This window comes from Sphingomonas sp. 67-41 (assembly GCF_001899725.1).
In the GTDB taxonomy this organism is placed as follows: Bacteria; Pseudomonadota; Alphaproteobacteria; order Sphingomonadales; family Sphingomonadaceae; genus Sphingomonas; species Sphingomonas leidyi.
The window spans coordinates 85,509-101,296 of the sequence record NZ_MKWJ01000007.1 but is presented as its reverse complement, the minus strand read 5'-3'; the positions used below and the strand labels follow the sequence as shown (position 1 = coordinate 101,296).

18 protein-coding genes are annotated in these 15,788 nt (G+C 64.9%); 7 read left to right on the top strand and 11 right to left on the bottom strand.

The window, feature by feature from the left end; all coding sequences use genetic code 11:
* Nucleotides 1–82 precede the first annotated feature (82 nt).
* From BGP17_RS03745 to BGP17_RS03730, 4 genes are all read left to right on the top strand, one after another.
* The gene (locus BGP17_RS03745) at nt 83–844 is read left to right on the top strand and encodes an SDR family NAD(P)-dependent oxidoreductase (RefSeq protein WP_286711064.1); all 762 of its coding nucleotides are present in this window, start codon (nt 83–85) and stop codon (nt 842–844) included.
* Entirely contained in the window at nt 844–1,590 is a 747-nt protein-coding gene (locus BGP17_RS03740; RefSeq protein ID WP_286711063.1) for a tyrosine-protein phosphatase, read from the top strand. The genes BGP17_RS03745 and BGP17_RS03740 overlap by 1 nt, the downstream gene beginning before the upstream one ends.
* A complete protein-coding gene (locus tag BGP17_RS03735) occupies nt 1,587–2,357 on the top strand; it encodes an enoyl-CoA hydratase (RefSeq protein ID WP_286711062.1) in 771 nt (256 codons plus the stop codon). Before BGP17_RS03740 ends, BGP17_RS03735 begins: the two co-directional genes overlap by 4 nt.
* A gap of 117 nt (nt 2,358–2,474) precedes the next feature.
* A complete protein-coding gene (locus BGP17_RS03730; RefSeq protein ID WP_286711061.1) occupies nt 2,475–2,684 on the top strand; it encodes a hypothetical protein in 210 nt (69 codons plus the stop codon).
* Here BGP17_RS03730 and BGP17_RS03725 read toward each other — a convergent pair.
* From BGP17_RS03725 to BGP17_RS03715, 3 genes are read right to left on the bottom strand one after another with little or no spacing between them, the layout of a single operon-like run.
* The gene (locus BGP17_RS03725; RefSeq protein ID WP_286711060.1) at nt 2,681–3,436 is read right to left on the bottom strand and encodes an SDR family NAD(P)-dependent oxidoreductase; all 756 of its coding nucleotides are present in this window, start codon (nt 3,434–3,436) and stop codon (nt 2,681–2,683) included. The genes BGP17_RS03730 and BGP17_RS03725 overlap by 4 nt on opposite strands.
* Complete coding sequence (locus BGP17_RS03720; RefSeq protein WP_286711059.1) at nt 3,436–4,815, bottom strand: acyl-CoA dehydrogenase family protein; 1,380 nt, start codon at nt 4,813–4,815, stop codon at nt 3,436–3,438. Before BGP17_RS03720 ends, BGP17_RS03725 begins: the two co-directional genes overlap by 1 nt.
* A 26-nt stretch (nt 4,816–4,841) precedes the next feature.
* Nucleotides 4,842–5,906 (bottom strand): phosphotransferase family protein, encoded by a 1,065-nt coding sequence (locus tag BGP17_RS03715; RefSeq protein ID WP_286711058.1) that lies wholly within the window; start codon nt 5,904–5,906, stop codon nt 4,842–4,844.
* Nucleotides 5,907–6,059: 153 nt separating this feature from the next.
* Here BGP17_RS03715 and BGP17_RS03710 point away from each other — a divergent pair, with 153 nt between their 5' ends.
* Genes BGP17_RS03710 through BGP17_RS03700 form a run of 3 tightly spaced genes read left to right on the top strand, consistent with a single transcriptional unit; the run spans nt 6,060 to nt 8,057 of the window.
* Nucleotides 6,060–6,851 (top strand): SDR family NAD(P)-dependent oxidoreductase, encoded by a 792-nt coding sequence (locus tag BGP17_RS03710; RefSeq protein ID WP_286711057.1) that lies wholly within the window; start codon nt 6,060–6,062, stop codon nt 6,849–6,851.
* Nucleotides 6,848–7,249: a nuclear transport factor 2 family protein gene (locus tag BGP17_RS03705; protein ID WP_286711056.1), complete on the top strand. Its 402-nt coding sequence runs from the start codon at nt 6,848–6,850 to the stop codon at nt 7,247–7,249. The genes BGP17_RS03710 and BGP17_RS03705 overlap by 4 nt, the downstream gene beginning before the upstream one ends.
* A 1-nt stretch (nt 7,250) precedes the next feature.
* The gene (locus BGP17_RS03700) at nt 7,251–8,057 is read left to right on the top strand and encodes an SDR family NAD(P)-dependent oxidoreductase (protein ID WP_286711055.1); all 807 of its coding nucleotides are present in this window, start codon (nt 7,251–7,253) and stop codon (nt 8,055–8,057) included.
* A 3-nt stretch (nt 8,058–8,060) separates the two neighbouring features.
* Here BGP17_RS03700 and BGP17_RS03695 read toward each other — a convergent pair whose 3' ends face one another.
* The 8 genes from BGP17_RS03695 to BGP17_RS03660 all read right to left on the bottom strand — a co-directional run bounded on the left by BGP17_RS03695 (nt 8,061) and on the right by BGP17_RS03660 (nt 15,683).
* Nucleotides 8,061–9,719, bottom strand: coding sequence for an MFS transporter (locus tag BGP17_RS03695; protein WP_286711054.1), 1,659 nt, complete (start codon nt 9,717–9,719; stop codon nt 8,061–8,063).
* A 54-nt stretch (nt 9,720–9,773) separates the two neighbouring features.
* Nucleotides 9,774–10,163 carry a carboxymuconolactone decarboxylase family protein gene (locus BGP17_RS03690; protein ID WP_286711053.1) on the bottom strand — a complete coding sequence of 130 codons (390 nt, stop codon included), beginning with the start codon at nt 10,161–10,163 and terminating at the stop codon, nt 9,774–9,776.
* Complete coding sequence (locus BGP17_RS03685) at nt 10,156–11,535, bottom strand: aromatic ring-hydroxylating oxygenase subunit alpha (RefSeq protein ID WP_286711052.1); 1,380 nt, start codon at nt 11,533–11,535, stop codon at nt 10,156–10,158. The genes BGP17_RS03690 and BGP17_RS03685 overlap by 8 nt, the downstream gene beginning before the upstream one ends.
* Before the next feature lies 1 nt (nt 11,536).
* Complete coding sequence (locus BGP17_RS03680) at nt 11,537–12,436, bottom strand: cupin domain-containing protein (RefSeq protein ID WP_286711051.1); 900 nt, start codon at nt 12,434–12,436, stop codon at nt 11,537–11,539.
* Nucleotides 12,405–13,277 carry an NAD(P)-dependent oxidoreductase gene (locus BGP17_RS03675; protein ID WP_286711050.1) on the bottom strand — a complete coding sequence of 291 codons (873 nt, stop codon included), beginning with the start codon at nt 13,275–13,277 and terminating at the stop codon, nt 12,405–12,407. The genes BGP17_RS03680 and BGP17_RS03675 overlap by 32 nt, the downstream gene beginning before the upstream one ends.
* Nucleotides 13,277–14,086 (bottom strand): SDR family NAD(P)-dependent oxidoreductase, encoded by an 810-nt coding sequence (locus tag BGP17_RS03670; RefSeq protein WP_286711049.1) that lies wholly within the window; start codon nt 14,084–14,086, stop codon nt 13,277–13,279. Before BGP17_RS03670 ends, BGP17_RS03675 begins: the two co-directional genes overlap by 1 nt.
* 2 nt (nt 14,087–14,088) lie before the next feature.
* Complete coding sequence (locus tag BGP17_RS03665) at nt 14,089–15,195, bottom strand: thiolase family protein (RefSeq protein WP_286711048.1); 1,107 nt, start codon at nt 15,193–15,195, stop codon at nt 14,089–14,091.
* A gap of 77 nt (nt 15,196–15,272) precedes the next feature.
* Entirely contained in the window at nt 15,273–15,683 is a 411-nt protein-coding gene (locus tag BGP17_RS03660; RefSeq protein WP_286711047.1) for a Zn-ribbon domain-containing OB-fold protein, read from the bottom strand.
* Nucleotides 15,684–15,788 lie beyond the last annotated feature (105 nt).

Here is a 15,788-nt window from a genome sequence, read left to right as displayed (position 1 = left end):
CCAGCACCTATGCGATGCTTTGCGTGAACATGCTGGCGATCCGGTCCGCCAGCGGTCAGTGAAGCATTGAGAGGAGCCGAATATGGATCTGGCACTAACCGGCAAACGCGCACTGGTGACGGGCGCGACTTCGGGACTTGGCGCGGAGATCGCCCGCACCCTCGCCGCCGAGGGCGTCGCCGTGGCGATCGGCGGGCGTGACCGCAGACGCGCCGACGCTGTGGCGCAATCGATCCGCGAGACGGGCAGCACCGCGGTACTCGCGCTGGGCGATCTCACCGACGATGCTGCCGCCGACGCGGCGCTCTCGGCCGCAATCGACAGACTCGGCGGTATCGACATCCTCGTCAACGCGCTCGGCCATAGCCCGGCCATCGGCCGCGACACCGCGCCGGTCGCCAGCAATGCCTGGGCAGCGGATTACAGCGCGCTGGTCCTTCCCGGCGTCCGTATGATCCACCGCGCCACGCCTGCGATGCGCGAGTCCCGCTGGGGTCGCATCATCCAGATCGCCAGCGCCGATGCCATGACACCCGCCGCGGTCCCGCACTCCTATTCCTCGGCCAAGGCCGCGATCGTGAATATGAGCTTGGGTCTCGCCAAGGCGCTTTCGGGGACAGGCATCACCGTCAACACGCTCTCGCCGGGTCTGATCCGAACACCAGCCTATGCGCACGAGGACGAAGCGGCCTTGATTGAACGGCACGCCCGCCAGCCCGTCGCGGGTCTTGGTTCGCTTCAGGGCGTAGCAGCGATGGCCGCCTGGCTCGCCAGCCCGTTGGCAGATCATGTTACCGGCGCGAATATCCGCATCGATGGCGGGTTCAGCCCGGCGGTCAATTGATGCGCCACCTCCCGCTCGAACGCGCGACCAATTTTCGCGATCTCGGTGGGTATGACACGCGCTTCGGCCGCCCGATCCGCTGGGGTCGCGTGTTCCGATCGGGAGAACTCACAAAGGTGACCAAGAGCGACATCGCCGATATCGACGCGCTCGGTCTGCGCCTGATCTACGACCTGCGCACATCCGGCGAGCGCGCCAACCGGCCCTCCCGCCCCTGGGGTGTCGCCCGCCGACTTCACCGCGACTATCACCATAGCGGCGCCGATTTGCCCTCGATCGTCGCGCGCACCGATGTCAGCGCGGATCGGCTTCGCGAGAGCATGTTCGCGCTGTACCGCGGCCTTCCGTTCGAACAAGCCGACGCCTTCCGCACCCTGTTCAAGGAAGCCGCGTGGGGCGAGCTTCCGCTGCTCTTTCACTGCGCCGGGGGCAAGGACCGCACCGGCGCCTTCGCGGCGCTGCTCCACGAGCTGCTCGGCGTCTCGCGTGAAGACATCCTCGCCGATTATCTGCTGAGCAACGACAGCATCGAAGCCGCTCGCGCGCGCTTCCTCAACCATATCGGCCGCGACGATATCGACCCTTCGACCTGGGATCCGATGCTGATGGTCGAGCCCGCCTACCTCGACGCCATGTTCGCGGAAATCGAGGCCCGCCAGGGCAGCACCGATGCCTATCTCGACTGGCTGGGCGTCACGCCTGCCGACGTCGAGGCAATCCGCACCAATTTGCTGGAGCCCGAATGATCGAAGAACCCCTCGTCGTGGTCGAACATCGCGGCCCGATTGCAATCATCACGCTCAATCGCCCCGACGCACTCAACGCGATGTCGCGCGCGCTCTCGGCGCAGCTCGCCAATGCCTTCGCGACCCTGTCGGGTGAAACCCGCGTCGTCATCCTCACCGGCAACGGCCGCGCCTTTTGCGCCGGCATGGACCTGAAGGAACTCTCCAGCGGGGACGGTCGCCTGCAACAAGCCGACGAGGAACAGGGCGCGGGACATCGCCGCTTCGGCATGGCCGCATTCGACGGCCCGGTCATCGCAGCGGTCAACGGCTTCGCGATCACCGGCGGCCTGGAGCTTGCACTCTGCTGCGACATCCGCTTCGCCTCGAAGGCCGCGAAGTTCGCCGACACGCATGCGCGGGTTGGGGTCATTCCCGGCGGCCGGATGAGCGCCCTCCTCTCCCGCCTCATTGGTCTCGGTCGCGCGAAGGAGATGTCGCTCGGCGGAAATCCGATCGACGCGGAGACCGCAGAACGCTGGGGCTTGGTCAACCGCGTGGTCGAGGCCGAGGAATTGATGCCCGCCGCTCTGAAGATGGCCGAGGACATCGCCGCCAACGACTCCGGGATCACGCGCCGTTACAATGCGCTGATTGAGGAGAATTTCGGCCTTACCTATATCGACGCCGTGGACAACGAGCATCTCAAGTCCAGATCGGCGAACCAATCCTTCCGCAAGGACGGGTTCGACCCCGAGGCCATCGCCGAACGCGCGAGGAATGCCTAAGCGGTCTTTGGCGGCGCCTTGAAAGGCGAGGCATCGAAATAATCCCGCCACGCGCAGATCCTGTCACCGCGAAATTCGAAGATCGCGCGCGACTATGCGCAGGAGCGGATGGAGAGAATGCGGCGGCTGCGCTACGCCAGCGCACTGATGGATATGGTCATCGCGCATGGCGCGGAGGATCGCGCCCAGCGGCCCAAACGCATGTTCCGGCGCATGCACGCCAATCCGAAGCTGACCGAAGCGCTCGAGGCCTGCCACCTCGGTCCGTGGAGCATTGCCGACGACGCGTTTACACCGAGCAATCTTGCCGAACTGGCGATGGCCTAAAGCGCGCGGCCGCCGTCCAGATCAATTACCTGCCCGTCAACATAGGATCCGGCGGGTGAACATAGGAACAGCACGAGGCCGCCCATGTCTCGCGCGGTGCCCAGCCGACCCGCTGGCGTGTCCGCGACCCATTGGGCAGCGGCGGGCTCACCCAATGGCGCATTCATTCGCGATGGAAACCAGCCCGGCGCGATGCAATTGACCGTGATCAGCCGTGGGCCCAGCAGCCGCGCCATCACGCGCGTCATCTGTTCGATTGCAGCCTTGGACGGTCCATAGGCGATTGAGGGCGCATCCCCGATCATCCGCGCGCCCACCGAGCTGATGTTGATAACGCGCGAGAAATCTTCTGCGCTCGCCCGCATCTTGAGCTGCGGCAGCAGCGCTTGGGTCAACAGGAATGGCGTCCGCGCATTGAGCGCGAAAACCTTGTCGTATCCGCTGAGCGGGAAATCCTCGAAGCCGGCACCCCAACTTGCCCCGGCATTGTTGACCAGAATATCGACCGGCCCATCCACTGACGCTGCAAGCCGCGACACTTCCTCGGGCTCGGTAAGGTCCGCCACGAACCAGCCGCACTGGATCTCGTTCGCAATGGCCTCAAGCCGGTCAGCCTTGCGCCCGACGATGGTCACCCGCACGCCGTTCGCCGCCAGCGTCGCAGCGATCATCGCGCCGATCCCGCTCGACCCGCCGGTCACGATCGCGGTCTTGCCCGCGACCGTGAACAGCGACGCGATCGAGAGGTCCATCAGACCGAAGTCGGCTTCAGATTATATTTCTCGACCGGCAGATTTTTCTCGGTATCCGCGCGGCCATCCTCGAACGTGAGGCCGAGCTCATCGAGGATCGGCTTGAGCTGCTTCTCGGCCCATGCCTTTTTGAGAAAGCTTGTCTCGCTCGGCAGGTTGCTGCCTTCGCGCGGCTTGTAATCGCGCAGCACGGCCTTGGCGACCGAACCCAGATGCAATTCGGTGACGCCATCGGCTGCGCCTTCGTGAAGCGCCACCGCCAAATACTCACCGAAATGCATGATGTTGGACAGGCCATGCGAGCCGTGGAGATGGACCGCGCGGATCGTTACGTCCTGCGCAATCTTGGCCATTGCAGCCTTGATCGCGCTGATCATCTTGCGGCCTTCGCGGCCATGTTCTTCCTGCTGGTCGAACATCCAGGCGGTGTAGAGAACCAGCAAGCGGAACTGCATATATTCGATATAGCTCTCGGCGATCATCGCCTGCACGGCCTGCTTGTTGCCGATCGGCTCGCCGCCCGAAGTGCGGCTGACCGCGCGCTCGGCCATCATGTCGATCAGATGCTTGACCAGTCCGATCGTGCGCTGGGCATGGTGGAGCCGTCCGCCCCCGAGCCGCGACTGCGCCACCTTGAAGCCCGCGCCCTCGGGTCCGAGCCGTGCTGAATCGGGCACACGCACGCCGTTGAAGCGGATCCAGGGATGGCCGCCCGAATTGGGGCTGTCGGTCCAGAAACCGATATTGCGGACGATCTCGAAGCCTTCGGACTTGGTCGGCACAATGAACATCGTCGCGCGGCTGTGTGGGGGCGCGCTCGGATCGGTCGCGGTCATCACGATCATGAATTCGGCATGGTTGGCGTTCGACGCGAACCATTTGTCGCCGGTGATTACCCAGTCGTCGCCATCCCGCACCGCCACGCAGCGCAAATTGGTGGGGTCCGATCCGCCCTGCGGCTCGGTCATCGCGAAGGTCGAGAAGATGTCGCCGTCCAGCAGCGGCTGGAGATATTGCGCCTTCTGTTCCTCGGTACCGAACATGGCGAGGATCTCGCTATTGCCCGTGTCCGGCCCCTGGCAGCCGAACACCACCGGCCCGAATGCCGAGGTGCCGAACATCTCGTTCATATAAGTGAGCTTGACCGCGCCGCAGCCGCTACCGCCCAGATGCTCGGGCAGATGCGCCGCCCACATGCCGTTATCCTTCACCTCCTGCTGGAGGCGCTTGATCACCTTGCGCAGCGGCAGATTCTCGATGTCGTAGGCAGCGTCCTTGTCATAGTCATAGATGAATTCGAGCGGGCGGACCTTGTTCTCGACAAAGTCCTTCATCCAATCGAGCTTCTTCTGGAACTCGGCGTCGACAGTGAAATCCATGGCTTCTCTCCTGATGGGGTCGCGCGTCAGCCGGCGGCGCGCGCGAGGGTTTCGGCTTCGGTGAGCAGGCCGCGGACCAGCCCGTCAAAGCGCACGCCCTTTTCGGGCGGCGCGAGACCGATGGCGGCTTCGGCGACCTTATATTCGATGATGCACGCCATCCGGTACTTGGCGAGGATCTGATAGTAATCGATCCGGGAAACATCGCGGCCGGTTCGTTCGGCAAAATAGTCCACCGCGTCCTCGAAATATGGGAATAGGGCAGTGTCGAGATAGGGGCTCGCCGGCTGCGGCCCGTCGCGGCGGCGGAGCTGCCCACAATAGGCGGCGAGATCCATCAGCGGATCGCCGATGGTCGAAGTCTCCCAGTCTATGATCGCCGCCAGCCGCGCCGGGGGCCGGTTCGCGAACAGCACATTGTTCATCGCATAGTCGCCGTGCATCAGCCCCGGCCGGCCGGTATCCGGCACATTCGCGCGCAGCCAATCGGCGACATAGGCCAGCCCCGGCAGGTCGCGGCTCTCAAACCCGGGATAGCGCTCGGGATAGCTGGCGAGCTGGCTACCCCAGCGGTCGACCTGCCGCTCCAGAAACTTGTCGGGCTTGCCGTAACCTTCCAGCCCGGCCGCGACATAATCGAGGTTCGCCATCTCGACGATTCCATCGACCATCGCATAGGCGAGATAGTGAAGGTCTCCCCCCGCGAAATGTGGTGGAAACGCCATCTGATTGTCGATCGGGCTGAGGTCCGCAGCCCAGCCATCGACCAGGTCCATGATATAGAAGGGGCCACCCGCGACCGCGGGATCATGGCAATAACCGTGAAAGCGCGGGTGCGGAACGCGCGACCCACCAAGACCCTTGAGCACCGTCGCTTCGCGCTGGATCGCCTTGCCACTGGCGGGCGGTCCCATTACCGGCGCCTTGCGGAGCACCACTGCGTGACCGCCACGGGTCAGCTTGATCACGACATTGGTCGTGCCCCCCGCCACAAAATCGGCGATCAGCGCACCTTCGCCAAGCGCGGGCACATTCGCTGCAAGCCAGGTGTCGAGCGCTTCGAATTGGTCGGCGGAGAAGAGATCGGACATGCTGGCGATTCCCTGCGTTACCCCGCCTCGCTAGGCCTTTCGCTGGACAAGTGTCCAGCCAATGCCCCACTCCATCGCGTCTGTGATACGATGGACACCGACCTTGCGCCGGAGCCGCTCCGGGCCTTTCGTCCGTCGGAACAGGAGAGGCGAATGGATCTGCAAGGCAAGGTCGCGGTCGTCACCGCAGGGGCCAATGGCATCGGAGAAGGCGCGGCCCTCGCCCTCGCCGCGATGGGCGCAGACGTGGTGATCGGTGACATCGATGCGGAAAATGGCGAGCGCGTGGTCGCGGCCGTAAATGCACTCGGCCGCCGCGCGGCTTTTCACCCGGTGGACATGATGCAGGCCGATCAGGCCCGCGCCCTCATCGCCTTCGCCCAAACTGAAATGGGCCGCCTCGATATCCTTGTAAACAATGCCGGCGGCGTCCGACCCCGCCCCTTCGCCGACCAGACCGACGCCAACTGGCAACGCGTCACCGACCTCAACTTCACTTCGATGCTCGCCGCCACCCAGGAGGCCGCGCGCCTGCTCGAACCCGGTGGCGCGATCGTCAATGTCGCCAGCACCGAGGCGCTCCGGGCCGCACCCGGCTTCGCGGTCTATGCCGCATGCAAGGCAGCGATGGTCGAATTCACCAAGACGATGGCGCTCGAACTCGCCCACCGGAACATCCGCGTGAACTGCATTGCGCCCGACCTGATCGACACGCCCGGACTGCGCCCGCACATGCCGACCGATCCCACCCGCATCGCGGTGCGTAACCGCCACGTGCCGCTCGGCCGGATGGCGACGATCCACGAGGCGGGCGCAGTCATCGCTTTCCTCGCTTCGCCCGCCTCGTCCTGGGTCACCGGAGTCACCATCCCGGTTGACGGTGGCATCACCGCGGCAGCGGGCTGGCACACCTCCGCAGCCGGCAACTGGCAGCTCACCGCGTGACCGATCCCCGCGCCGAAATCCGGCATCTCCAGAGCATATACAACACTGCAGGTGATCGCGGCCGCATCGACGACGTGTTGACCGTCTTCGCAGAGGACGGTGTCCTCGACATCCCCGGAAGGACGCTCGCCGGCAAGTCCGCGATCGCCGCATTCCTTTCGAATGTCGCCCGGACCGGCTCGGACAGCGTCGACCTGCGTGGATCGCGTCACCACCTCAGTACCAGCCGGATCGACCTTGTTGGCGAGGATGCCGCGCTGGGCTGGAGCTATTTCTTCGTGATGCGCGCGGGACAGGTGATCCAGGAAGGCACCTATATCGATCGCTTCGCCCGTATCCCGGAGGGATGGCGTATCGCGCATCGCCGCGTGAAGATCCTCTGGACGTTGGGAGACTGACATGGACCTTGGCTTCACCGGCGCTCACGTGTGCGTTCAGGGAGGCAGTGCGGGCATGGGCCGCGCCGCCGCCGAGGCGTTCGCACGGGAGGGCGCGCGCGTCGCGATCATCGGTCGCTTGCCGGAAAGACTGGCCGAAACCGCCGAACGTCTTCGCGCGCTCGGCAGCCCGGAGGTGATAACCGCCGCCGCGGATATCGGCGACACCGCATCGGTGAGCGCGGCCTTCGCGACTATCGCCGCGGCCTGGCCGCACCTCAATGCGGTGGTGAACGCCGCCGGCCCGCAGACCTCGGGACAGGCCTGGCACGAGATCGACGACGCCAAATGGCTCGACTCGTTCAGCATCGGTGCGCTCGGCGCGATGCGCTGCGCCCGCGCCGCGCTACCGCTGCTGCGCGCTGCCGAATGGGCGCGGATCGTCAATCTCTCGGCGATGTCGACTCAGCACCATTCACGCGGTCTTGCCGATTACACGGCGGCCAAGGCGGCACTGATCTCGATCTCTAAGAACATGGCGCTCGAGCTCGCGCCGGAGGGCATCCTCGTCAATATGGTCTCGCCCGGTCCGGTCATGTCCGCCAACCTGCGTAGCTATATCAGCGCAGGTTCAGAAGGGGCGGTCGATCCCGACGACCTTGTCGCTTCGGGCCAATGGCTCAAGTCGAAGTTCGGCAGCAGCACCGATCTCGGCCGCGTCGCCCATCCCGACGAGATCGCGCCCGCCATCCTGCTCGCCGCTTCACGCGTCTCGAGCTTCATGACGGGTGCCAACACCAATGTGGATGGCGGATCGCACTTCCAATGAAGCTCAGGGCAGAATCCCTGTCGGCACTTCGCCGCGATCGGGCGTCTCCTCGCGCCACCGCACCGAACCGACTGGCCGCTCAAGCAACCGCGTGATGCGCAACTCGCCGTCGCCGTAGCGATCCGCGACTATTTTCAACGCGGAAAACTCCTCAGCGGTCAGCCGTGTTCGATGGCGCAGATAATCGTGCCAGGTCGGGCAGTGAAACCGCTCAACCCAGCGCCCGGCATTGGCGATGTCGCGCGCCAGCGACCAGCCGCTCGCGCCGTTGCGACGGCGGATGCGGCGGATTTCCAGCATCGCATCATAAAAGCCGCGGGCATCCGCCTCGGGCACCAGATGCTCGATCTCGATCACGATTGGCCCGCTGCGCCCGGTAAGCGCGAGTTCAGTGTCCGGCTCGGCGAGATCGTGCGACGCCGCGGTAGGGTCGGGAATGTCCTCCGCCGACCGTAGAAAGCGCCCGACAAAGGAGAAACCGATCAGCACCACGCCTGACGCGATCAGCGCCGTCTGCAACGAGGTCTGCTCGACGACGTAGCCCCACATCCAGCTGCCAAGCGCGAAGCCGCCTGCCGCGGTCGCCTGAAACCCTGCCAGCGCGCGACCCGAAACCCAGCGCGGGGCGCCGGTCTGGACCGCAACGTTGAGCGTGGTCAGCGCCTGGGTCCAGATCGCGCCGATCGCGATCAGAAGCGGCGCGGCCATCCAAAGGCTATGCGCGTAGGACAGGGCAATGATCCCCACCGCGGTGATCGCCACCCCGGTTTCGGTCGGCGCGCTGCCCAGCACCGAGCGCAGCTGGCGCATGAACACGCCGCCCAGCACCGCGCCGCCGCCGTAAAAGGCCAGCAGGATGCCGAAAGTCAGCGGCCCGCCGCCCAACTGGATCTTCGAAACCAGGGGCATCAGCCCGGCAATCGACGAAGCGCCGACGCAGTAAAGAAAGCTGCGCAGGATCACCGCACGCATCGGCCCGGAATGCCCGATATATTGGACGCCCGACAGGATCGCGCACCACACGCGCTCCGGCGGCAGCCGCGGCTTTTCGGGCAGCCGCTTCCATCGCCAGAACGCCGCCAGCATCGGCACGTAGAGAAGCACCGACGCCGCAAAAGCCGCTGCCGCACCGGTCACTGCGATGATCGCGCCGCCGACCGCCGGGCCAAAGCTGCGCGCGATGTTGAAGCTGATCGCGTTGAGCGCGACAGCACGCGGCAGATCCTCCCCCGGCACCTGTTCGGAGACCGAGGATTGCCAGGACGGCGTGAAAGTCGTGTTGAAGATCCCGACCAGGAAGCAAAGCCCCAGCAACAGCCAGGGTGTCAGCAATCCGAACCACGCGACGGCAAGCAGCAGCAAATTGGCGAGCGCCGCCCCCGCCATCGCGACGATCGCGACCTTGCGCCGGTCATAGCTGTCCGCGATCGCGCCCGCGGGCATGGCAAAGAACAGGAACGGCAGCATCAGCGCCGACTGGACCAGCGCCACCTTCTCCGCGCTGTCGGTCAGCAGAGTCATCGCCCAGGCCGCGCCGACACCCGTGATCAGCAGTGCAAGGTTCGACATCAGGCTGGCGAGCCAAATCTCGCGGAAATTGCGATGAATCAGCGGCTGGAACGCGCCGGGCCGCGCCTGCTTCTCGGTGGGTCCGCCGCTCATCGTCGTCCGGATAGGCCGCGCCCCACCCAACGGCAACCTGCGCCGGATGCGGGGTCACTCAAGAACGGGTTTCCCGTCGCCGAGCAGATCGAGCGTGTGCATGAAGCGATGTCCGCCCATGGTTTGCGCGCAGGTCCAGCCCAGCTCGACGATCTCTGCGGTGGTGAATTCCTCGGCCAGCTGCAGATAGGTCGCTGGCGTGATCGCATGGTGATCGGTGCACATCAGCGTCAGGAATTTGAGCGCCAGCCGCTCGCGCCGCGAATAATTGGCCGCCTCCGGATCGGCGAGACATTCGACATCATCCTCCGAAACGCTGTCTTCCTTGCGCGATTGCGAGCAAGGGCCGCAGCCGTTGAGCAGCGCGCTGCGCACCCGCAGCAACTCTCGCAGCCGGTCGTCGAGCAGCGAGCGACGGAACATCGCCTTATAGCCCTCATCCATCGCCCGCATCGCCGCCGGAGCGCGCGCCACCACCTGGAGCGGAAGCGTCTGGCTGTACATACCGGTCGCCAGCCCCGCTTCGATGCGTTCGAGCGATTCGGCGTCGAGTGCCTCCATCGGCAAAGGTGCGATCACCGGCATCGTTTCTCTCTCCTATTCGGCGGCAGCGGCCGCCAAGGCCAAAGGTCGACATCATCGTCGGCCGGTTCCCGAACGTCGCTTCCTCCAGGGATTCGTGCAGCCAGTTGAGCGCGGGCTCGTTCCGGCCAAACAACATCGCCGGCATCAGCCCGCTGCTGATTGCTTTGAACGCCTGCCCAACCATCGTGTAATCCTCGTTCTGGAGAACATGATAAAAGGTCTCGAACCGCCCCTGGATGACTGCGGTCTGCTCAGCGGTCGGTTCGGGATTGCGGCTGTAGAAGCGCATTCGTGTCCGTTGCTCGCCCAGCTTCTCGCCCGGATAGATCTGGAAGACCGAGCAGGTGTCCGGATAGATCGCGATCGCGGTGTTGGGAAAAAAGAAGTTCTGGATGCTGAAATGCTCATGAACGTCGCCCCATTCGGCCTCGGGCGTGTCGCTTAGCGCCGTGATCGACTTGCTCGGCCAGGCGATCGAGAAATTCCGGTTCTTCTCGCCCCAGCGCCAGTGATGCGCGACATTGGGTACCTTGAACGGACCAAAGGCCTCGGCGTGCAGCACATGGAAGTGGTAATTTTCGAAATAGGTATCGAGCGCGAGCTTCCAATTGGCGTCGGTGACGATGTCGCGTTCGCCGATCAGCGTGTTGCCTTCCAGGTGCCAGCCCTCGAACCCGCCCGTCCCCGGCCCCATTATCGCCGCCGGATCGATCGGATCGCCAGGAGTCGGCCGCACCCAGATCATGCCATATTGCTCGGCCAGCGGGAGTTCGATCAGCCCCAGCGTGGCTCGATCGACCTCGCCAAACAGCGTTTCGGACGGTAGCCCGATCAGCTTGCCCGCCGTGTCGTATGTCCAGGCATGATAGGGGCAGGTGAACCGCTTCTGGCTGCCGCACAGACCCTCGGTCAGCCGTGCCCCGCGGTGACGGCAGGCATTGAGAAACGCCTTGGCGATCCCATCGCGGCCGCGCACGACCAGCACCGGTACCCCGGTGTCGTCATGCACGCGCCAATCGCCCGGGTTCGGCATGTCCGCGGTGAACGCCATCAGCAGCGGCGTTTCGCGGAACAAGGTTCTTTTCTCGGTTTCGAACAGCGTCTCGTCGAGGTAGCAATCCGGATCGACCGCAATGAGGTCGCGCTCCTGATGCGTCGTCCTGGCATCGATCAGCCGCAGAAGTTCGCGCGCGGTATCATGGATCATGGCCTTGTTTTCGAGGTCGCGCATCTCAATCGGTCCATCCAAAGTTGGTGGTGCGCAACTGGCTGTGCAGGCCAGTGTCCTGCACGACGAAGCTGCGCATCATTTCGCGTCCACGATTGTGGTGCGAATGCTCGGCCATGGGCGGCGTGACGAACAAAGTGTCGGGCAGCCAGTCGATCCGCTCGCCGTCCAGCGTCGAATAGACGCCCTCGCCCTGAATGCTCAGCGTCAGCGCCGCCGAGCTGTGCCGATGCGGGCGCTGGTCTGCGCCAGGCTCGAGCGTATTGATCGCGGACAGCAACGTCGGCGTCGTTACCCGCCGTTCGGCCATCATCGCAGTGAGGAACACCACCGATTTGCCCGCCGCCTGCTGCTCGCCATTGCGGCCGTGCACGTTGCGCAAATGTTGTTCGATGATCTCACCGGGGAACAAGGTGGGCTCGATCGCCGTCTCGTCTGGCCCCGCGCGCAGATAGTCGAGTTCGGGCTCGTTCGTCACCAGCATCAGGATGGCGTCCGAGGATGCGCGATGCCGGACCGCCTCGCCACCCGGCAGGCAAAACGCATCTCCGCACGTCCAGGCGAAGCGTTCGCCCACGCAATCGGTCTCGCCCGCACCGCGGATCACATAATAGACTTCACCGCTCGAATTGAGCTGATGATCGAGCATATCGCCTGAGCGGACCACGACGTAGCGCGCCAGCATGGTGGGTGTCGTAGCCGGCCAGGGGCTCTTCAGCTGTTTGGCCACATCGCAGGCGATCATGCCGGTTGGTGCGTCCACGGCGAACGCCGCCTCACGCTCGGCGAAAAACACTGCGGCCGGCACCTTGGGGATGGGCCGGTCAAACGCCACTTCGGGCGCATAGAAAACCGCCCGTCCGGCGGCGGGCTCAGGCCGTGGCGTGAACGACATATTCGCCATGCTCCTCTTCCTTCTCGGGCAGCAGCACCACCTCCCCCGACACGAGTACATTCAATGCGTCCAGCCCGACTTCGGCGAGCGGCGCCCAATAACCGCGCTCGTCCGCAGGCATCGCGCCGATCGCGAGATCAACATCCTTGCGCAGCACGCCGCGGACATGATCGGCACGCGCGGGCACATGAAGCCGCTTGATCAGGTCGATCGCGAAGCTGCGCCCGGTGCCGACCATCAACGCCTCGCGCAGCGCCGCCGGATGGACCCCCATCGCCTTGCCCAGCGCCAGCGCGCGATAGGCCTGGCCGATATTCACCACCGCCATCAGATTGTTGATCAGCTTGGCATTCATCGCCGCGCCGACATCGCCCATGCGGATCACGGTGCCGGCATAGGTTTCCAGCACCGGCATCGCCCGCGCGATTGCCGGCGCCTCGCCTCCCGCCATCACCAGCAGCTTGCGGGCGAGCGCGGCATGGCCCGAACCCGAAACCGGCATATCCAGCAACGTCACACCCCGCGCCGCCGCCAGCTGCGCCATTTCGACGCAGGTATCGGGCATGATCGTCGAATGGATCGCCAGCAATGTGCGCTTGCCCAGCGCGGCGATCACACCCTTGTCGACCAGCAGCTCGCGGACATCGGCATCGCCGGTCACGCACAGGCACATCATGTCGCTCGCGGCAGCCAGCGCCGCGGGGTTATCCGCGACCTGGGCGCCCCATCCTTCAAACTGCTGCTTCACCGCATCGCGCCGTGCCCAGATACCGAGGGGAAAGCCGCCCTGGACGATCATCCGGGCCATCGGCCCGCCCTGGTCGCCCAGCCCGATGAACCCGACCCGCATCAACTGACACTCGGCGAGAGGCCGCCATCGACATGGAGGTTGGTACCGTTGATGAAGTCCGACCGCGGGCTCGCGAGCATGGTCACCGCATAGGCGATGTCATGGACTTCGCCGATCCGCTTGACCGTTTGCCCGCCGCCCTGCGCGACATAGTCGGCGGCGCGCTGAAGGTCGTCGCCCCAGCCACGCTTGGCCGCAAAATAGGTCAGGAATTTCTCAAGGCCTTCGGTCCGGATCATGCCGGGGGAGACTGCGTTGCTCGTCACGCCAGTCATCGACAGCGATTTGGACAATGCCAGCGACCAGCTCAGCATCGCCAATTTTGCAGGGCCATAATCGGCTTGCGCGGAGGTCGGAGTGATCGCCGCGCCGGTCGCGATGTTGATCACCCGCCCCCAACCGCGTGCCTTCATTTCCGGCACCAGCGCATCGGCCATCCGCACCGCCGAGATCGTGTTGCGCTCATAACTTGCGAGCCAGTCGTCGGCCGTCGTCCCGAACCAGCCGCGATTCTCGCTCGCCGTCCCGCCGCCGGCATTGTTGACGAGGATATCGATCCCGCCGAAAGCCGCCGTCGCGCCCGCGGCCACCGCCGCGGCCTCTTCGTCGGAGGAAAGATCGCCAACAACCGCAACGACCTCCCCGCCCTCGTTGCGGAGCATCGCCGCCACCGCCTCGGCGCGCCCGGCGTTGCGACCGGTCACCACCACCCGGACACCCTCGCCCATCAGCATGCGGGCGATCCCCACGCCGATCCCCGAGCTGCTTCCCGTCACCAGCGCACACGTGCCTGTCAGTTCCAGATCCACGTCTATTCCCTCACCAGCAGCATGCAGCCCGCCATTGGACCGCCCGCTGTACAGTTGGCGCTCACCCGCACATCCTTGGGCACCTGCCGATCGCCCCCGCGGCCCCAGATTTGGGTGCAAGCCTCGTGCAGCTGGCCGTAGGCATGAAGCCGCCCCGCCGAGAGCTGGCCGCCCCCGGTATTGATCGGCATTTCGCCTTCCAGTGCGATGCGTTTGCCCCCCTCGACAAACGCCGCCGCATCGCTGTGCGAACAGATACCCATCGATCCCAGCCAAGCCAGGGTATGATAGGTGAAGCCGTCGTACAGCTGGGCGACGTCGAGATCGGCGGCGGTCAGGTCGGTCCGCGACCACATCATCTCCGCGACCGACAGAGTCGCCTGGGTCGCCGGCGTCTCGATCTGCGACCAGCTATAGCGCCGGTGCAGCGCAGATCCGATCGCCTCGATCCCGATCACCGGATTGCGCAGATCCCGCGCCGCCTCGCGCCGCGATACCACTAGCGCCACCGCCCCGTCGCAGGGCACATCGCAATCATAAAGATGAAGCGGCGTGCAGATGACCGGCGACGCCAGATAATCGTCGATCGTGATCGGATCGCGATACACCGCCTTGGGATTGAGCGATGCGTTGCGCCGGTTATTGACCGCAATCCACCCCACCTGCTCCGGCCGTGCGCCATAATCATGCACGAAACGCTGGAAATAGAGCGACTGCTGTACTGCGGCCGACAATGCCCAATAAGGCGCGAACTCCATCAACTGCCCGTGTGCGCGCTCGCTGCCCTTGAACAGCGCATTGGCAAATGTCCCGCCCTTGCGCGCCGAGGCCTCATAGACGGTTCGGAACACCAGCACATGGTTGCAATAGCCGGCACAGATCGCTGCAATTGCATTGAACACTGCGCCCAATTGCCCCGGATTTTCGCCGCCTCCCGAATACCAGTCGGGCTGAAGCCGAAGTGCATCCATCAAAGCCGGCACGCTTACTGGTGAGAAGCCCGACCCGTTATTGTCGCCGCCCGGATAACTCGACACGCCGTCGATATCCGAACGCTTGAGCCCCGCATCCTCGATCGCCTCGAGGCATGCGTCGATCGTCAGCCCCATCGCGGTCTTGCTGGCATTGCGCGAGACTTCAGACATGCCGATCCCGGTGATCGCACAGTCCTTCTCACCGTTCCGGGTCATGATGCGGGTCCAAACAGCGGGACATGCAAGTCCTCGACCGCTTCGAACCGCACCGCCACCTTCATGCCGATGGCAATGCTCTCCGGATCGCACCCGACGATATTGGATGGCAGCCGCAGCCCCGCCTGCTCCTCCAGTTCGACCAGTGCGAGTACATAGGGCACCGGCAATCCTGGCAGCCACGCCTTGTGGTTCACCGTGAAGCTGAACACTTCGCCGCGCCCCGAAACCCGCTCGGGTCTCACGTCCCGGCTCTCGCACGCGGGACAGAACGCTACCGGCGGATGCACATAATAGGCGCACGCGCCGCACCGCGCGATCATCAGCGCGCCATCGGCCCCACCGGTCCAGAAGGCCCGGTTGTCCTCGTTCACCGCGGGCAAGGGCCGCACCGGCGCGCCAGTCATGATCGCTCTCTCCCGGTCCTTCGGACTCTATGGACCGAGCTAGGCCGAAAGCCCCGGCAACAGCCAGTGCGAGACGAATCCATCGCCTATCTGCTCGCATGGACG